Raw genomic sequence first — 17873 nt, 5'->3', positions numbered from 1 at the left:
CTATTCCACCGTCGTTTCTTGATATAGCTGCAGGCTGATCACCTTGGACTCATTCAGCTCACGCACATAGTCCATGATTTCCGAACGGGCCTCCTGCACCTGGCGCAGGGAGACTTTTCCTAGCTGGGCAATTTCCCCTTCCATCGACTGCTGCATGCGACGCGGCAAAATAGAGAGCATTGACTTGCGCAGTGATGAGTCGGACCCCTTCAATGCCATCGCCAGCAAATCGGTTGGGATCTCTTCGAGGATCCGCAAGCGCACCGCTTCCGGCTGACGGGTCAGAATAGAGAACTCATACATCTTGTTCTTCAATCGCTCTGCCAACTCGTTGTCATGCTCTTCAAGGGCGGTCATCAGACTGAGCTGATCACCGCTGTAACGGTTGATGATATCGGCAACTTGCTTCTCGCCTTCAATCACAGCACCGGAGTTCTCCGCCAGGAAGTCGATACAGCGGTCGACCAGATCCTGCAGCTCGACGGCCACTTCACGGCTGACTTCGGTCAGTACTGCTATCCGACGCAGCACATCCTTCTGTTCATCCTGCGACAGCTCAACCAGTACCTGGGAAGCAATGTCCGGTGGCAGGAAGGCAATGAAAACCGCCTGCATCTGGATGTGCTCATTCCTCAAGAATTTGGCAAGTTGCTTTGGCTCGATCCACTGCAGGCGCTGCATCGAGGTACGGATCTCGTCCCCGTAAATCGTATCAAGCAGGTTACGGGCCAGACGGCCACCTAATGCTTTGTCCAGGGTGCGTTGCAAGAACGGGCGCGACGCCCCGCTGATGCCCGATTGGGCACGGAACTCTTCAAAGAATCCCTGCAAGACAAAGCGGGCCTCGACACTGCGAATAGCCGGTTGCTGGGCCATGGCATGGCTGACTTTTAGCAGCTCATCACGGGACATATGGCGCATGACCTGAGAGGCCGACTCCTCGCCCATGCTGAGCAGCAAGATCGCGGTTTGCTCCATTGGTTCCAGCAGCACTTCACCGTCTGCCAGGTGGCTAAAATTACTTAGACTCATTGCTATTCACCCACTTCTTGATAACTTCTGCAACACGCTCTGGCTCGACTTCTGTCAATTTCTGCAGGTGCTTCACCTGTACCTCAAGCTCGGAGCCCGGCGGTGGCAGCGTCGACAGGTCAAAATCCAACTCTTCGGACGACACTGACAGACTTTCCTCTGCCACCATGCCGCCCTGGGCAATCGAATCCAGCAGCGCATCGGCCAGATCCTGCTCGCTTCCCCCGGCAGGGCTAATGCTGGCAGGCTTGAACGCCGCGACCGGATCGGCGCTAGCCAGCGTCTCGCCTGTCGCCATCTCAACCCCTGCCGACGTGGCAGCCAGTGCCGTGGTCATCGGCGCAGGACGTTGCAATGCCTTCACCAATGGACGCAGAACAAGAATAATGAATGACAACCCCAGGAAGGCGTAAACACCATATTTCGCCAGCAACAGCAGCTGCTGATCGTGCCACCACGGGGTTTCAACCGGTGCGGTCTCTACTGCACGGGCAAAATTAAATGCATGCAGGCTGAACTGATCTCCTCGTTCAGCGACAAATCCAACGGAATCTTTAACCATTTGAGCTATTTGCTCCAACTGTGCTTGTTGCCAACCTTGTTCTTGAACATTGTCATTGAGCAACACTGAGACGGATAACATTTCAATACCACCCTGGGCGTGGCGGGTATGGCGAACCTTGCGGCCCACATCGTACTGGCGACTTAGCTCAGCACGCTCATTTCGTGTTTCATTGTTAGTATTGCCCTCTTCTCCCGTCGGCTGATTGCTCAGCGCGCCCGGGATCCCGATTGCCAGCTGGCCCTGGGTATTGTCTTGCTTGGTGAACTCTGTCCGCAGCACCGGATCACTATCAATCGATTCATGGGTCTCTTCACTTTGATCGAAGTTAAGCGTCGCCGCGACCTGCACCCGGAAATTACCGACTCCCAGCAACGGGGCCAGCATATCGCCCGCTCGACGGACAATGTCACGCTCTACCCGTTGCTGCAGCTCGTGGAAACGCACATTGATCTGAGACTGCTGGCCCAAAGCTAAATCGGCACTCAGCAGATTGCCGTATTGATCGACCACCGATACCGCATCGGTTGCCATTCCGGTGATACTGCCGCTGACCAAATTGACGATCGCTTCCACCTGTGGCTGGTCAAGCTGCATGCCAGGCTCAAGCTCGAGCATGACCGCCGCCGATGGCTTCTCTTCATTGATCCCCACGAACAGGGTTCTGTTTGGGATCGCCAAGTGCACGCGGGCATGGTTCACCGCTCGGATAGCCAAGATGGTACGCGCCAGCTCGCCTTCCAGTCCCTGACGGTAGCGGGCATTTTCAATAAACTGACTGGTACCAAGACCAGAGCTACGATCAAGGATCTCCAACCCTTCAGGCAACTTGGCCTTTACGCCACGCGCAGCAAGAAGGATCCTGGCATCGGCCAAACGGTTCGCTGGCACCATGATCTGCCCTGACTGGTTATCAAGCTGGAACTTGATCTTCTCCTGCTCCAGCACCGAGAGGATCTCGCTATTGTCATAGCGCTCCTGGGTACCATACAACGGTCTATAAGGGCTGGTCTGGGTCCACATCGCCACCACGATAAACAGCGATACCAGTACTGCCAACGCCGTAATAAGGGCTACGTTCTTGTATTTACCGTCCAATCGCTGTTGGATTTTTTCTTTATATGACAGCCATTTGCTTGATGGTGCCTGTTCTGGGTTTTCAGCTACTGTTGTACTCATTTTTTTCTCACTACAGAGGCATCTTCAGTACATCGTCATAGGCAGCCAGGATCTTATTCCTTACCTGTGTCAATGCTGAAAAAGAAATACTGGCTTTTTGGCTGGCGACCATAGCGCCGACCAAATCATCAGAGCGCCCGGCATCCACATCCGTCGTCATCTGATGGGCAATATGCTGCTGGTTGTCTACCCGGCGCACGGCTTGTTTCATTGCCGCCTGAAAATTACCGGTTGGCGGATGCGAGAGATTTACCGAGACCTGAGAACCCGCCTGGGCCTGCGAACGCATAACCTCCATGCGCTGCAGCATCTCGCTCTGCATCATTGAAATTTGATTCGACATCGTGTCCGTCCTTATCCTTATGCCGCAGTGCCTGATTGATGAATGTAAGAATCGATGTTGATCCCTTGCTCACGCATGGCGGCAATCTTGTATCGCAGCGCTCGGGTCGACATCCCCAGCGCTTCTGCAGTGTCGTTACGTTTGCCATTGAAGCGAGCAAGGGTTTCGAGAATAAACTGGTGCTCGGCGTTCTTTCGGCTTTGCTTGAGCGCTTGCTTGGCATCTTCCACCACCTCGGAGATCGCCCCTTCCACCATGGTACTGAGCATGTCGTTGAGCATCAGATCCTGTGCGGTGATCCAGTGGCCATGGCGCATCACCAAAGCACGCTGAATGGTATTTTCCAACTCGCGGATATTGCCCGGCCAGCTATAACGCAGCAGAACCTGCTGGGCCTCTTGCGAGAGGCTGCAAGACTCCATGCAACCGGCATTGAGCTTGCGGATAAAGTGATCAGCCAATGGCAAAATATCTTCCCGGCGCTCACGCAGTGGTGGCCATTGCAGTGGCAGCACATCCAAGCGGTAGTACAGATCCTGGCGGAACCGTCGCTCGGCAACCGCTTGCTGCAAATCAACATTGGTCGCGGCAATCACCCGAATATCCAGTGCAATCGAACGATGGCTGCCCAGCCGCTCGACCTGACGCTCCTGCAGCACACGCAGCAGCTTCGCCTGCAGGGCCGGGGGCATCTCTCCAATCTCATCCAGCAGCAGAGTGCCACCGTTAGCCTCTTCGAACTTGCCGGCCTGGCTGTGGGTTGCCCCGGTAAATGCCCCTTTGATATGGCCGAACAACACCGCTTCCAGCATACTCTCGGGGATCGCCGCGCAATTAATGGCAACAAACGGCCCTGCGCTGCGAGGCGAGTTATCGTGGACATATCGCGCCAGCACTTCCTTGCCGGTGCCGGACTCTCCGGTGATCAGCACCGTTGCATCGGTTTGTGCTGCACGGTGGGCCATTTGCAGCACCTGAAGGCTACGCCGGCTGCTGGCCACAACATCACGCTGGGGGGACTGAACCGTCTTGTTCCGCGTCATCAAAGAGATAATTTGCTCGGGCTGGTAGGGCTGCAGCAAATAATCATCAGCCCCAGCCTGTATCGCATCACTGGCTAACTTGCTCTGCTGGTAATCAACTATGGCCACCACCATGGTGTTCGGTTGCGTTTGCTTCACCTGCTTGATGGTTTCGAGCATGCCCATATCCGAAAGGTTATCGGCAACGAACAAGAGACTGTCTTGATGTTCACTTAACTTGGCAATGGCACCTGCAGCCGTTGACACATTGCACACCTGATATCCCTCGGCGGTGAGGATCTTGATGGCTGCAGCAGCGTGAACCAGGCAACGATGAGCAAAAATCACATTGCCAGCTCTCATACTCCCTCCTTGACTATTCGTAGCTGAACACGACGGTTCTGCTGATTGGCGTTTGTCCCTGTTCCTTGTGCAACGGGATAGCGCTGTCCATGGGCACGCAACTGAATAAGCTGGCGATCGATCCCCATTGCCACGAGTTCATCAGCAACAGCTTGGGCACGCTGGCGCGAAAGCCAGAGGTTATCCAGCGTTCTTCCGGTCAGATCGGTATGGCCATCAATCAGAAGCGCCGCTACACGCTGGTCATAGCGGATATACCGCACGATGTCACTGAGCGTTTGTCGCTGCTCGTCCCCCAGCATGGTATCGTTGCTGGAAAAGAAAAATGTGTTGTCTTTCGCCTGCTCGAAGCCCATTGGCAGCAACGCTGCCACGCAAGACTTAAACTCTTGATATGAATCAGAAAAATTGACGGACGGAATATCCCATACTTTCTCTTCCTGATGCTGGCTGTCACGAACCTTAATTTGCGCCCAGGCTCCTTTTTCCATTTCATTGAGCAAGTAGTGGAGCGCTTCCGAGCCGCTAAAAGTCAGCCCGTGCGGATCCACATCGTGACCATCGAGCAAGGTTGTCGTTTCCGGGTTTAACTCCCACGGCGAAAAATTGACGCTTAATTTCACCTCATCGACAAAATAAGGTCGCTGGGTACTCGCAAATGAGACCGAATAGGGTTGAGCAGAGTTTGCAATAAACGCAACACTGCCATCAAACTTGAGTTTCTTTGTTAATTTGCAAGAAAAGCGATCTCCTGAGAATTGCCAATCCACTTTATCCAACGGCGCTTGAATGTTTTTTGCCTGAGCACTAGTTGATAAAAAAACTAACAAAGAAAGCATTGCTGTTGATTTGATTGCTTTCATATAAAACATATTGCCTAACTGGTAAAAAAATACTCGTCCCAACTTGATAACAAGTATGACTAGAAATGCTTACAAAAGTGTCATTGCTTTTATTTTGCGCAATTCATATGCAACAAAGCACCTTAATTATTATATTTGTCAATAAAGCAAGACATTACGGGTGGATATTAGGCAGCATTTAATTGATTTACTAGGCAGTAATCTAAGCCATTTATTTTGATTGGGTTAAGATCACAATTTCAACTTTTGTTACAACAAGCCAGATTTTACATAACCACAACAAAATAACAACAAAACAACCACCACGGAAACCAAATGACTACAAACAAGCCGAAAAACTATGCAGTAGCGCACATTTATAAGACAAGCAAAAATTCTCCATTATTGAAAAACTAAATGGATTTGTGATCTTGATTCATTATTTTTCTAATATTTCATTTAATAAATTTAATTTGCTTTGTTTTGACAAACTTTTTTAAGCATTTGAAATGTTGAATCAATACTGTTAGAAATAACCGCCTAATCGATACATGCAAATAACTGAGCATATTCAGCAATCAATTTTAACTTTTATATCTTCGGGATTATTAATGAAACCGAGCATTAGCAAGAATAAAACCAAGCCGAGGAATATACATAGTTCAAAAAATGTATTTCCTATCGACATCCGTTCATTAGGAAGGCCATTAAATGCTGCTCAACAGTCTTTATCTCCCTATATTTCTCAGTCAGTAAAAGTGCTTGAGCAAACGCTTAATAGCATGACTCGCCGAACAGACTGTCATGTCAAACTTCTCAGCTATGGCTTGGATGTTAGTTACCAGGAAATAAAAGATAGAGAACCTATTTGCTTTACCCACAATCAATTTGATGGTCAGTGCCTTATTAGTATTTCTCAACCGCTGACCCACCTTATTGCCGAAGCATTCTATGGTGGCACCCCCGACTTTTCACATCAGGGCAAAGCCGAAGCAACCGATATTGCTGATGGGAAAACCGAGGCGGCGGCTGAAAACCAAGCCGCGGGCGAGGAGCCAGAAGCGAGTGCCAACACGGTGTTCAAAGCGCCGCCGATGAACGCCAGTGAAAAACGGGTTCAAGCCAGGCTGGCCGCTACCCTGCTAAACCAAATCAGCCACCAGTGGCAAGTGTCATCGGAGCAAGTGAAGTTCAGCAATGGGGTGCTTCATGCCAAGTTCGCTATCCAGATTGAAGATAGTCATGGTGAGATCCACCTTCATCTCGATGATGATCTCTTGCTGCAACTGACAGCACAGGACGTCGTTTCCCAGACCGAACCGGCCAAAGTTGAAAGCCTAAGGGAGATGCACCTCAAACAGGTTCCTCTCCGGCTCAGTGCGGTACTGAGCCGCCAGACCCTGACCCTCGATCAAGTCATCAACCTAAACGTTGGCGACATCATTTCCACCGAAATCCAAGAAGTTGTCGATGTTCATGCTGGGACGCTACCGCTTTACCAAGCCCATATTGTTGAGCGCAACGGCCATCTTGTCCTGCAAGTTATTGATAACATTACTCCTCAGGAGCGAAACTGACTATGAATGAACAAAACATCCAACATCTCCTTGATGGCGATCTCAACATCGATGCCGATGTCGCAGATATCTTCGACACTCCCGCGGCCTCAGAAACCTTGGACAATACCGCAGCCTCGCAGGCACCGCGCGATCTTGGCTTTTTCCGCCAGATTCCTGTAACGGTGACTCTGGAAGTCGCCAGTACCGATATCGCCCTGGGTGAGTTGCTTACCGTCGGCCCTAACTCGGTCATTGAGCTCGACAAGCTCAATGGCGAGCCGCTGGACGTCAAGGTTAACGGCCGCCTGCTGGGCCACGCCGAGGTCGTGGTGGTCAACGACAAGTACGGCCTGCGCCTTACTGACATTGCCGAAGATGCACTGCATGACGTTACCGCATAAGCGCCCTATGCCGGCCTGGCTGAAATTCCTTCCTCTCTTGGCGCTAATGCTTGGCTTCTCCGGCCAAGCATTGGCTGATCAGGGGATTGCATTTATGTCAGTCTTCGACGGCGACAGCAGCCAAGAGTACTCGGTCAAGGTTCAGATCTTGCTGCTGATGACAGCATTGAGCTTTCTGCCTTCAATGCTGCTGATGATGACCAGCTTTACCCGGATCATTGTGGTACTGGCCATCCTGCGCCAGGCATTGGGCCTGCAGCAAAGTCCCCCAAACCGGATTCTGATCGGCATCGGCCTCACCCTGACCATGCTGCTGATGAAGCCGGTTTGGGACCCTATCTATACCGACGCCTATGTGCCTTACGAGCAGGGTAACATCACTCTTCAGCAGGCAGTCGCAACGGCGGAAAAGCCCGTTCGGGCCTTTATGCTGGCGCAGACCTACGAGAACTCTCTCGAGCAGATGCTTCGTATAGCCGGCGACCCGCTTGATCTCGAACCGGATGAAATCAGCTTTGCCGTGCTGATGCCAGCATTCGTGCTCAGTGAGCTCAGAACTGCTTTCCAAATCGGTTTTATGCTATTCATTCCTTTTCTCATTATCGATATTGTGGTCGCCAGTGTGCTGATGGCGATGGGTATGATGATGCTGTCGCCGCTTATCATCTCGCTACCCTTCAAATTGATGGTGTTTGTCATGGTCGATGGCTGGACCATGACCGTCGGCAGCCTGACAGCCAGTTTCGGAGGCTTGTGATGGGGGTTGAAGCAACGGCTAACCTATATGCCGATGCCATCTATATGATCATCTCGATGGTGGTCATCTTGATTGGCCCGAGCCTGCTGGTTGGCCTGGTAGTGGCGGTCTTCCAGGCGACCACCCAAATCAATGAACAGACCATGAGCTTTCTGCCAAGGCTGCTCACCACGCTGCTGATGCTGATCTTCGCCGGCCCTTGGCTGCTGCGCAACATCAGCGATTTCTTCACCTTGCTATTCCACACCATTGCCAATGTCGTTAGCTGACAGCCTGGTCAACCTGACCTTTGCCGAGATCACGGCGATGGCCGGCCAGTTGTGGTGGCCGTTTTTTCGCATCTCGGCCGCCTTCATGACCATGCCTTTTATCGGCAATGCACATATCAACAACCGGACCCGGCTGCTGCTGGCACTGTCTATCTCCTTGGTTTGCGCACCGCTTCTGCCGCCAATGCCTGCGGTCGATCCCGTCTCGCTCAAAGCCTTAGTACTGGCTGGGGAACAATTGGCAATCGGCGCCCTGCTCGGTATGTGCCTGCAGTTCCTGTTTGCGGCCATGGCGATGGTCGGCCAAATCATGTCGATGCAAATGGGATTGGGTATGGCAATGATGAACGACCCGGCCAACGGGGTCACTGTCGCCCTGCTGGGCAACTACTTTTTGATGTTCACCACCTTGTTGTTTCTGGCCTTGGATGGCCACCTGGTCGCGGTGGATATTGTGATTCAGAGCTTTGCCCGCTTCCCGGTCGGAGGCGGCTTTGACGTAGCCTCCTTTGCCCGCCTGATTGACCTGTTCGGCTGGATGATGACCGCAGCGGTGACCATCGCCCTGCCAACCATTGCTGCCATGCTGACCGTCAACCTGACTTTCGGGGTGATGAACCGTGCCGCCCCCTCGCTGAACGTCTTTGCCTTGGGCTTTCCGATGTCGATGATGCTCGGCCTGTGCGCGGTATTGCTGTCAACCTCGGGGCTGCCGGGCATTTACGCCGAGCTGTGCCACCAAATTTTGGCCGAGATGCGCCTGATGGGAGGATACTAGTATGTCCCAGCAACAAAGTAGCCAGGACAAGAGCGAGAAACCCAGCCCCCAGAAACTGCGCAAAGCCAAGCGGGAGGGGCAGGTTGCCCGCTCCAAGGAGTTCGTGGTCGGGGTGCTGTTTATTACCATCGCCCTCTTTCTCTGGGCCTATGGCTACTTCCTCGCAGAGCAAGCCGAGAAGTTATTTACTATCAACTACCAGCTCAGTGCCGCCGAGCTCAGAGAGCCCGACATCATGGCCCGCAAGCTCGGCGAGAGCGTGCTGCTGCTGGCCGGCATTTTTGTTCCGATGGCGATGGTGCTGCTGATCATGACGGTGCTGGCTTCCATGGTCCCGGGCGGCTGGGTCATGTCACTCAAGCCAATCCAGCCCAAGCTCAGCAAGATCAGTCCACTGGCTGGCCTCAAGCGGCTTTTTTCCATCAAGTCGCTGGTTGAACTGGTCAAGTCGATTCTCAAGATCACCCTGATCTCCATCGTGCTCTATGTCCTGCTCGACAACAACCTCGGCACCCTGATCGCCGCCCAGCGGGCGCCGTTCGAGCAAGGTATGGGGATCACCCTCAGTCACATCATCAAGGCTCTGATTTATTTTGGTATTGTGGTGCTGCTGATCGGCTTGATTGATATGCCCTACCAGCTTTGGAGCCATATCAAGGAGCTCAAGATGACCAAGCAGGAAGTGAAAGAGGAGCACAAGAACAGCGAGGGCCGCCCGGAGGTCAAGCAGCGCATCCGTCAGATCCAGCAGCAGATGTCGCGCCGCCGGATTGATAACTCGGTCCCGACCGCCGATGTCATTCTGACCAACCCGACCCACTATGCTGTCGCCCTCAAGTATGACCTCAGCCGGGCCGGCGCCCCATTTGTCGTCGCCAAGGGCGAGGACGAGATGGCCTTTCGCATCAAGGCGATTGCCGAGCAGCACAACATCGAGGTGATGAACCTGCCGCCGCTTACCCGGGCCATCTATTTCAATACCCGGGTTGATCAGGAAATCCCAGGGCCGCTGTTCGTCGCAGTGGCGCATGTACTGACTTATGTCATGCAGCTAAAAGCTTATAAAGAAGGGAAAAATGACAAGCCTCAGCCGTTGCCGAGCTTTGCTATCCCCAAGCAGCTGTTGACCCAAAAGCCGCAATAACCTGAAAAATCTCAACCAACAAAATAACAAGCAACGTCAACTTTGAGCTAGAAGTCCTATGAAAGCGAAACTGCAACAACTGTTTCCGAGCCTGACCACCAGCTATTTTGGGATCCCCATTATGCTGTTGGCGATCCTTGCCATGGTCATCCTCCCCTTGCCGCCGTGGCTGCTCGATGGCCTGTTCATCTTCAATATCGTACTGGCAGTCATCGTGTTGCTGGTTGCGGTGTCGAGCAAGCGCCCGCTGGATTTTTCGGTCTTCCCGACCATCCTGCTGGTTGCCACCTTGATGCGCCTGACCCTCAATGTCGCCTCGACCCGAGTGGTGTTGCTCAATGGCCACCTTGGCGGGGATGCCGCAGGTAAGGTGATCCAGGCCTTTGGTGATGTCGTTGTTGGCGGTAACTATTTCGTCGGTATTGTCGTTTTCGTCATCCTGATGATCATTAACTTCGTGGTGATCACCAAAGGTGGCGAGCGGATCTCCGAAGTCTCGGCCCGCTTTACCCTGGATGCCCTACCGGGCAAGCAGATGGCGATTGATGCCGATCTAAACGCCGGGCTCATTGATCAGAACCAAGCACGTACCCGCCGTGAAGAAGTTGCCCGCGAAGCCGACTTCTACGGCTCGATGGACGGTGCCTCCAAGTTCGTCCGCGGGGATGCCATCGCCGGCCTGATGATCCTGGTCATCAATATCCTGGGTGGTATCACTATCGGTATGGTGCAGCACGACTTGGCTGCCAGCGAAGCCTTCCAGCGCTTTGCCCTGCTCACCATCGGTGACGGCCTGGTCGCACAGATCCCGTCATTACTCCTGGCAACAGCGGCTGCCATTATCGTTACCCGGGTCAACGACAGCGGTGATATCTCGGTGGATGTCCACCGCCAGATGCTGGCCTCCCCGGCCACCCTGTTTACCGCCTCGGCCATCATGCTGATCATCGGCTTGGTACCGGGCATGCCACACTTGGCGTTTTTCATCTTTGCCGCTGTCCTGGCCTATGCCGGCTGGAAGCAGAGGCGAGTTGAGAGCAATCCCGAACCACTCGAACAAGCCGAGGCTGTCGCCGAGGCCATCGCCCAAGACAACGCCCCAAGCCTAGCCTGGAGCGATGTGCCGGTCGTCAACCCGATCGCTCTTGAGCTTGGCTACCGACTGGTGAACCTCGTGGACAAGAACCAGGGGGAACCACTGGCACAGCGCATCCGCGGGGTTCGCAAAACCATCACCGAACAAGTGGGCTTTTTGATCCCGGAAATTGCCATTCGCGATAACCTCAAGCTCAAGCCGACCCAATACTCCTTGCTGCTCCATGGCGAAGTCATTTCACAAGGCGAGATCGATCCGGAACGCCTGATGGCCCTTGCCGTCGGCGAGGTCTATGGCCAGCTTGATGGCGTCCTCGGTAAAGATCCGGCCTATAACCTCGATGCAGTCTGGATTGAACCGGCCAACAAGCCCCAGGCGCTCAACCAAGGCTATTCCGTGGTTGACGGCGCAACCGTGATCGCCACCCACCTGAGCAAAATCGTCAAGGAGCACCTGGCCGAGCTTTTCTGCCACGATGATGTCGAGCACTTGATGGAGCGCCTAGGGAGCACAGCCCCGAAACTAATGGAAGCGCTCACCAACCAGCTCAATCACCAGCAGCAAATGCGGGTGTTCCGCCAGCTGCTGGTCGATCAGGTACCGATCAAGGACATCGGCAATATCGCTTCAATCATGGTTGAAAGCAGTGAAATAACCAAAGATCCCATCCTGATCGCCGCCGATGTCCGCTGTGGCCTCAAGCGCTCGCTGACCAACAGCCTGGTCGGCTCGGGCAAGGATTTCAACATCTATACCTTGAGCGATAACCTTGAGAAAATGCTGCTGACTTCTCTGAGCAAAGCCCAGCAAAGCGGTGGCCCGACGGCGCTCGATAGCTTCCCGGTCGAGCCTACCCTGCTGGCCCAACTGCAGCAGAATATGCCGGCGGTCAAAGAGCAGCTCAAGCAAAACGGCTTCAAGCCCATTCTATTGGTGACACCACAGCTACGGCCCCTGCTGGCGCGCTATGCCCGTACGTTTGCCAAAGGCCTGGTGGTCCTCTCTTACAATGAGATCCCAGAAGACAAGAACATCAATGTGCTTGGGCATTTGGGATAATACAGAGCGGGATGAGAAGAGGCAGGGCTGACAGCCATGACCGGTTAAGCCTCTGCCCACTTTCACGCTCGGGACTGGATACACTCCGGTATCCAGTCCCGAGGCACGCCAAGTCAGCCCCTGCAAAATACCGCAACACAATATAACCGCCGCCAACACGGCAAAATGAGACTGCAGATACAAAAAAGTAACACCTTATTTTCCCTTTCTCTTCAATAGCTTCTACAAAACAGCAAGTTACCATCGCAACATCTCGATAAAAATTAACCAATCTCTTGACATAACTATCCGCATTTATAGCTTTACCCGTGATAAAATTATGGTATAAATCCAGCGCAAACGATTGCGCAACTCATAAAGTCCAATTGCGCGATATATACAAGTTACCAATGCGAGGTTATGGCCGCCCATGAAAAGTGATATTGAAATTTGCCGTGAAACAACGCTGACACCGATTGATCAAGTCGCCGAGCGGGCTGGCCTGCTGCCTGAAGACCTGACCCCGCAAGGCACGCTGAAAGCCAAGGTTAAACCGGCCGTTCTCAAGCGCCTGGCCGACAAAGAAGAAGGCAAGCTAGTTGTGGTCACCGCCATCACCCCGACCCCGCTGGGTGAAGGCAAGACGGTCACCACCATCGGCCTTGCCCAGGGACTGGCGAAAATCAACCAGTCGGTAATGGCATGTATCCGCCAGCCATCCATGGGACCGGTATTTGGCGTCAAGGGTGGCGCGGCCGGCGGCGGTTACAGCCAAGTAGCGCCAATGGAAAAGCTGAACCTGCACCTGACTGGCGATATCCATGCCGTGACAGCAGCCCATAACCTGGCGGCAGCAGCCATCGATGCCCGCGTGTACCACGAAGAGCGCCACGGCTACGAAGGCTTTAGCGAAAAAACCGGTATGCCAGCCCTGCGCATTGATATGGACCGCATCGTATGGCGCCGTGTGATGGACCACAACGACCGTGCCCTGCGCATGATCACTGTCGGCAAAAACCAGCCGGGCAAAACCATCAACGGTATCGAGCGTGAAGATGGCTTTGATATCTCGGCAGCGTCTGAGCTGATGGCCATCCTTGCCCTGTCAAAAGATCTGGCGGACATGCGCCAGCGTATCGGCCGCGTGGTGTTGGCTTATGACCTAGATGGTCAACCCGTAACGGCAGAGGATCTGCAGGTTGCCGGTGCCATGGCCGTCACCATGGTCGAAGCCATTGAGCCGACCATGATGCAAACGCTGGAAGGGGTACCGACACTGATCCACGCCGGGCCTTTTGCCAACATCGCCCACGGCAACTCGTCGATCATTGCCGACCGCATCGCCCTTAAGCTGGCGGACTACACCATCACCGAAGGCGGCTTCGGCTCGGACATGGGATTTGAAAAAGCCTGTAACATCAAGGCGCAGCAAGCGGGCCGTGGTCCTGATTGTGCCGTGGTGGTTGCCACCCTGCGCGGCCTGAAAGCCAACTCCGGCCTATATGACCTGCGCCCTGGCCAAGCCCTACCGCAGGCGATCTTCGAAGCAGACGAAAAAGCATTGGTGGCCGGCTTTGCCAACCTAAAATGGCACATCAACAATGCCGCCAAATACGGCGTGCCTGTGGTCGTGGCTATCAACCGCTTCCCGCAAGACACTGACGCGGAGCTGGCCCAGCTAAAAGGCATGATTGAAGCAGAGCAATTTGCCACCCACGTCGATGTGGCAATCAGCGAAGCCTTCGGCAAAGGCGGTGATGGTGCCGTTGAACTGGCCAGGGCCGTAACCCGTGCATGCGAAACGCCAGCCAGCTTCAAGCCGCTTTACGACCTGTCGCAGACACTGGAAGAGAAGTTGATGGCCGTCGCCGAAGTCGGCTATGGCTGTCGCGGGGTAGAGCTGTCTGCGCTTGCCAAAGAGCAACTTGCTCAGCTCAAAGCCCAAGGCTATGACAATCTGGCACTGTGCATGGCGAAAACACCGCTGTCTATCAGCCATGACCCAAGCCTGAAAGGCGCGCCGAGCGACTTCATCGTGCCGGTTCGAGAGCTCAAGCTGTGTGCCGGTGCCGGCTTTGTCTACGCCCTGTGCGGCAACGTCATGACCATGCCTGGCTTGCCGGAAAAACCAGCCTACCTAGGCCTGGACATCGATGCCGACGGTAACATTGTTGGCTTGAGCTAATCACGATAGCTAGATAAAAAAACGCCAGCTTTTGCTGGCGTTTTTGTGTTCCGACGACAAGCCGTATCTCTGGCAATTACATTGCCAGGCTAATAAACAACCCGGCAACGGTGGCATTGAGTAGGTTGGCCAGCGTCGCTGCCACCAGCGAGCGTACCCCCAAGGTTGCAATCTCGTGATAGCGGCTTGGCGCCATTACCCCAATGCTGCCGAGCATAACCGCAATCGAACCAAAGTTGGCAAAGCCGCACAGAGCAAAGGCAATAATGGCTTCAACACGAGGCTCCAGTACGCCACTGGCAATCATGGGTGCCAATTGCGAGAAGGCGACGAATTCATTGATCGTGGTCTTGGTACCAAAAATCACCGCCATCTGCTGCGCGGAGTCAAAATCCCAGATCCCGGCCATGAAGGCAAACGGCAGGAACAGGTAGCCGAACACCACATCCAGGCTCATCTCAGGCATACCAAACCAGCCGCCGACGCCCGACAGCATGCCGTTTATCAGGGCAATCAGACCGACAAAAGCCAGCAACATGGCACCGATGTTCAAAGCGACCTGCATCCCTTGGGCTGCCCCCTGAGCTGCCGCATCAATCACATTAGCTGGCTTTTGTTGTTCCTGTTGTTGCTCCTCGACACAGCCTGCCGCATCCTCGGTTTCCGGGATCATCAGCTTGGCCATCATCAAACCAGCAGGGGCGGCCATAAATGAAGCCGCCAACAGATACTCGAGGGGAATACCCATCTGGGCATAGCCTACCAGCACCGAACCTGCGACCGAGGCCATGCCACCGACCATCACGGCGAACAACTGCGAGCGGGTCATAGTTGGCAAATAAGGACGAATCGTCAAAGGAGCTTCGGAGATACCAAGGAATATATTGGCGGTGGCTGAAATAGACTCAGGACGACTGGTGCCAAGCACGCGTGCCAGCCCCCGTCCCAGGGTATTTACGATCAACTGCATGATACCAAGATAGTAGAGCACCGATACCAAGGCTGAGAAAAACACCACCACCGGCAGTACCCGAAGGGCAAGGACAAAACCATTACCGCCAAACAGCTCGAACATCTTGTCGGACACCAGGCCGCCGAACAAGAAGCCGATTCCGTGGTTGCTGTAGTTGATCACGGTCTGCACACCGTTAGAAAAATCAGACAGGGCTTCCCGCCCCAGCGAGCTGTAAAGGACGATGGCGGCAAAGCCCATCTGGATTGACAGAGCACCTAAAACAGTACGCCAATTGATACGATCACGTTGTTCAGAAAGGAAATAAGCCAAGACAACCAGTAGTAGAATACCGATCAGACTAGAAAAGACTTGCATAATAAACTCATAGAAACAATCAGGCAGTGCCGCACCCTGGCCGTGTTGTCCAGAGTCAGTTGTACAAAACAATCCGATCCAAAGTGCTTGGGGCGCTACCTAGGTACACCTCTGCCCGGGACAAAATCTCAGGCACCAAATGCACTCGATTTCCCTCTGCTTTGAATCCTTGCCTCCTGGCGGCATTTTGTTCGTATGAATGAATAAAACGGGGATTCTCGCGCAATATGCGAGTGGGCACGGACAAGCCGTGCGGAAAAACGCGCGCAGGGTAAGCCGTTTTGGCACCGAGTTCAAGCCACCCGGCGCCAAGCGCTAGCGAAAGAGGCAAAATGGGGAAATGGCCACCACCTCCATTCACCAGGCAAAACCACCAGCCCGAACTCATTGACTCAAATAATCGTTGTCGTGGAAGGTCCTCACCCACCGTGGTTGGTACACCACCAGCAGGGTGATGGCCATGCCGTTGAGCATGGCTTCGGGGAACAGCAACAACGGTGTCAGCACCAAATAGTTATCGACAATGTAGTGCCAACTATATAAACCGCTGAGCCACATGACTCCGCCGTTGAGCAGCTGATGTATCGCAATGGTTAATGCCCCGTTAAGAAAGGCCGCAACGAAGATATACACAAATAGGTGCCGGATCAGATACCGGTAGGTCAGCCGAAATAGCAAAAAACTCAGCCAAGCCGGCACAATCACCGATACCACGAGATAAATCCCTATATCGGCAAAAGGCAGCAAACCAAAGAGCGCAAGCAGCAGGGTTGGCAGAACACCGATCAGAGCGGCAATTCTCCAGCCATGGCATAAGGACAAAGTCGTCAACGCCAAGAAATGCACCTGCAGTCCGTCGGACACCCCCGCCGTCAGGCTCCAGAGCAGGAACAACACCACCATACTGGCAAGTACCCAGTGCTGATAGTCTTTTTCAGCACGGAATTTGGGCCCAAACTCCCGCGGAAAGCTCATCACGAGGATCACCGCCGCGGCAGCAAACCCCGCTAACTGGAACCCACTTATCACGCCAGACATCCCTCGCCCTCCCCTTTACCATATCGGCTGTCGTTATGTGCTTACTGCCACCGAGCGTCAATTCACGTCAACAACGTGCTTCAGTCCAATTATCTCCCCCCGGCAGAGCCCTAAATCCATGTAATAATTAAGGAGATTGTCTGATTATTTCGCCTAACCAAGGCTGATTTGGATAGACTTTATACGATTAGTAATTTTTAACAAAAAAAAGTTAGCAAGACGTAACCAGATCAATTTTTTTTCGTTCTATCCTGTTAACCTCAATGCCAGCTCAATAAATATTAAGGCCTATCATTATGGAAATGACTAACGCGCAACGCTTGATCCTATCGAATCAATATTACTTGATGTCAAAGCTGACTCCGGAAAACGAAGCCAAATACCGCCGCCTGCAAACTATCGTAGAGCGTGGCTACGGCCTGCAAATGCGCGAACTGGACAAAGAATTCGGTGACCTGCCTGAAGAGAAGTGCCGTGAAATCATTGACTTCATGGAAATGCACCATGCCATGCAGGAGTCATACAAGATGCTGACAGAAGAAAACCAGAAACAGGTTGACCAGCGCCGCTTGCAATTCCTTGGCTTTGATGCCGCAACAGAGGCCCAGCATGTCCATTACGTGCGCTTCCTGACCGAGGAAGAAGGCCTATACCCGCAGTTTGACAAAACAGAACACATGTTCAATAGCCAGGTCCCGATGCTTGAAAAGTACCAGCGTATGCTGCGCACCTGGCGCAACTGCCCGCGTCAGTACCACCTGTCGACCTCTGAAATCCAGCAGATCCTCAACGCCTAATCTGACGATTTGGTCCCCCAAACCGGAGCCTCTGCTCCGGTTTGTTGTATATGAACCTTGGCACTGTTTTCGCCATCTGCAAAGTGTGACCCCGGCCAATAAATCCCCGCCCCATGTGTCAACTTTGACCCGTAAGCT

The 17873-nt window shown here is 53.5% G+C and carries 16 protein-coding genes; 9 read left to right on the top strand and 7 right to left on the bottom strand.

Going from position 1 to position 17873, the window contains the following annotated elements:
• The 5 genes from PTW35_RS04055 to PTW35_RS04035 are packed head-to-tail and all read right to left on the bottom strand — an operon-like array spanning window position 1 to window position 5364.
• Window positions 1-1032, bottom strand: coding sequence for a FliG C-terminal domain-containing protein (locus PTW35_RS04055; RefSeq protein WP_281026612.1), 1032 nt, complete (start codon window positions 1030-1032; stop codon window positions 1-3).
• Entirely contained in the window at window positions 1019-2773 is a 1755-nt protein-coding gene (gene fliF / locus PTW35_RS04050) for a flagellar basal-body MS-ring/collar protein FliF (RefSeq protein ID WP_281026611.1), read from the bottom strand. The genes PTW35_RS04055 and fliF overlap by 14 nt, the downstream gene beginning before the upstream one ends.
• Before the next feature lie 10 nt (window positions 2774-2783).
• A complete protein-coding gene (gene fliE / locus PTW35_RS04045; protein WP_281026610.1) occupies window positions 2784-3116 on the bottom strand; it encodes a flagellar hook-basal body complex protein FliE in 333 nt (110 codons plus the stop codon).
• Between the two features lie 17 nt (window positions 3117-3133).
• Window positions 3134-4501: a sigma-54 dependent transcriptional regulator gene (locus tag PTW35_RS04040; RefSeq protein WP_281026609.1), complete on the bottom strand. Its 1368-nt coding sequence runs from the start codon at window positions 4499-4501 to the stop codon at window positions 3134-3136.
• Entirely contained in the window at window positions 4498-5364 is an 867-nt protein-coding gene (locus PTW35_RS04035) for an OmpA family protein (protein WP_281026608.1), read from the bottom strand. The genes PTW35_RS04040 and PTW35_RS04035 overlap by 4 nt, the downstream gene beginning before the upstream one ends.
• Window positions 5365-6125: 761 nt before the next feature.
• Between PTW35_RS04035 and PTW35_RS04030 the strand changes: the two genes are divergently transcribed.
• The 8 genes from PTW35_RS04030 to PTW35_RS03995 all read left to right on the top strand — a co-directional run bounded on the left by PTW35_RS04030 (window position 6126) and on the right by PTW35_RS03995 (window position 14570).
• Window positions 6126-6920 carry a FliM/FliN family flagellar motor C-terminal domain-containing protein gene (locus PTW35_RS04030; protein ID WP_281026607.1) on the top strand — a complete coding sequence of 265 codons (795 nt, stop codon included), beginning with the start codon at window positions 6126-6128 and terminating at the stop codon, window positions 6918-6920.
• 2 nt (window positions 6921-6922) lie between these two features.
• Complete coding sequence (fliN, locus tag PTW35_RS04025; protein ID WP_281026606.1) at window positions 6923-7303, top strand: flagellar motor switch protein FliN; 381 nt, start codon at window positions 6923-6925, stop codon at window positions 7301-7303.
• On the top strand, window positions 7278-8060 hold the full coding sequence (gene fliP / locus PTW35_RS04020) for a flagellar type III secretion system pore protein FliP (RefSeq protein ID WP_281026605.1): 783 nt from the start codon (window positions 7278-7280) through the stop codon (window positions 8058-8060). The genes fliN and fliP overlap by 26 nt, the downstream gene beginning before the upstream one ends.
• Entirely contained in the window at window positions 8060-8329 is a 270-nt protein-coding gene (gene fliQ, locus PTW35_RS04015) for a flagellar biosynthesis protein FliQ (protein WP_281026604.1), read from the top strand. The genes fliP and fliQ overlap by 1 nt, the downstream gene beginning before the upstream one ends.
• Complete coding sequence (fliR, locus tag PTW35_RS04010; protein WP_281026603.1) at window positions 8316-9107, top strand: flagellar biosynthetic protein FliR; 792 nt, start codon at window positions 8316-8318, stop codon at window positions 9105-9107. The genes fliQ and fliR overlap by 14 nt, the downstream gene beginning before the upstream one ends.
• 1 nt (window position 9108) lies before the next feature.
• Window positions 9109-10251: a flagellar biosynthesis protein FlhB gene (gene flhB, locus PTW35_RS04005; RefSeq protein WP_281026602.1), complete on the top strand. Its 1143-nt coding sequence runs from the start codon at window positions 9109-9111 to the stop codon at window positions 10249-10251.
• A gap of 58 nt (window positions 10252-10309) precedes the next feature.
• Window positions 10310-12406, top strand: a complete 2097-nt coding sequence (flhA, locus tag PTW35_RS04000; RefSeq protein ID WP_281026601.1) for a flagellar biosynthesis protein FlhA — start codon at window positions 10310-10312, stop codon at window positions 12404-12406.
• Window positions 12407-12815: 409 nt separating this feature from the next.
• Window positions 12816-14570: a formate--tetrahydrofolate ligase gene (locus PTW35_RS03995; RefSeq protein ID WP_281026600.1), complete on the top strand. Its 1755-nt coding sequence runs from the start codon at window positions 12816-12818 to the stop codon at window positions 14568-14570.
• Window positions 14571-14646: 76 nt separating this feature from the next.
• Here the strand turns inward: PTW35_RS03995 and PTW35_RS03990 are convergent, their stop codons facing one another.
• Both PTW35_RS03990 and PTW35_RS03985 read right to left on the bottom strand, forming a co-directional pair.
• A complete protein-coding gene (locus PTW35_RS03990; RefSeq protein WP_281026599.1) occupies window positions 14647-15900 on the bottom strand; it encodes a NupC/NupG family nucleoside CNT transporter in 1254 nt (417 codons plus the stop codon).
• Window positions 15901-16284: 384 nt separating this feature from the next.
• Complete coding sequence (locus PTW35_RS03985) at window positions 16285-16938, bottom strand: hypothetical protein (protein ID WP_281026598.1); 654 nt, start codon at window positions 16936-16938, stop codon at window positions 16285-16287.
• A 296-nt stretch (window positions 16939-17234) separates the two neighbouring features.
• Between PTW35_RS03985 and PTW35_RS03980 the strand changes: the two genes are divergently transcribed.
• Entirely contained in the window at window positions 17235-17735 is a 501-nt protein-coding gene (locus PTW35_RS03980; protein ID WP_281026597.1) for a YfbU family protein, read from the top strand.
• The last annotated feature ends 138 nt before the right edge of the window (window positions 17736-17873 follow it).

The sequence above is a fragment of the Photobacterium sp. DA100 genome, from assembly GCF_029223585.1.
Lineage (GTDB): Bacteria > Pseudomonadota > Gammaproteobacteria > Enterobacterales > Vibrionaceae > Photobacterium.
The sequence above is the reverse complement of the archived record's forward strand: the minus strand, read 5'-3'. Positions and strand labels throughout refer to the sequence as shown.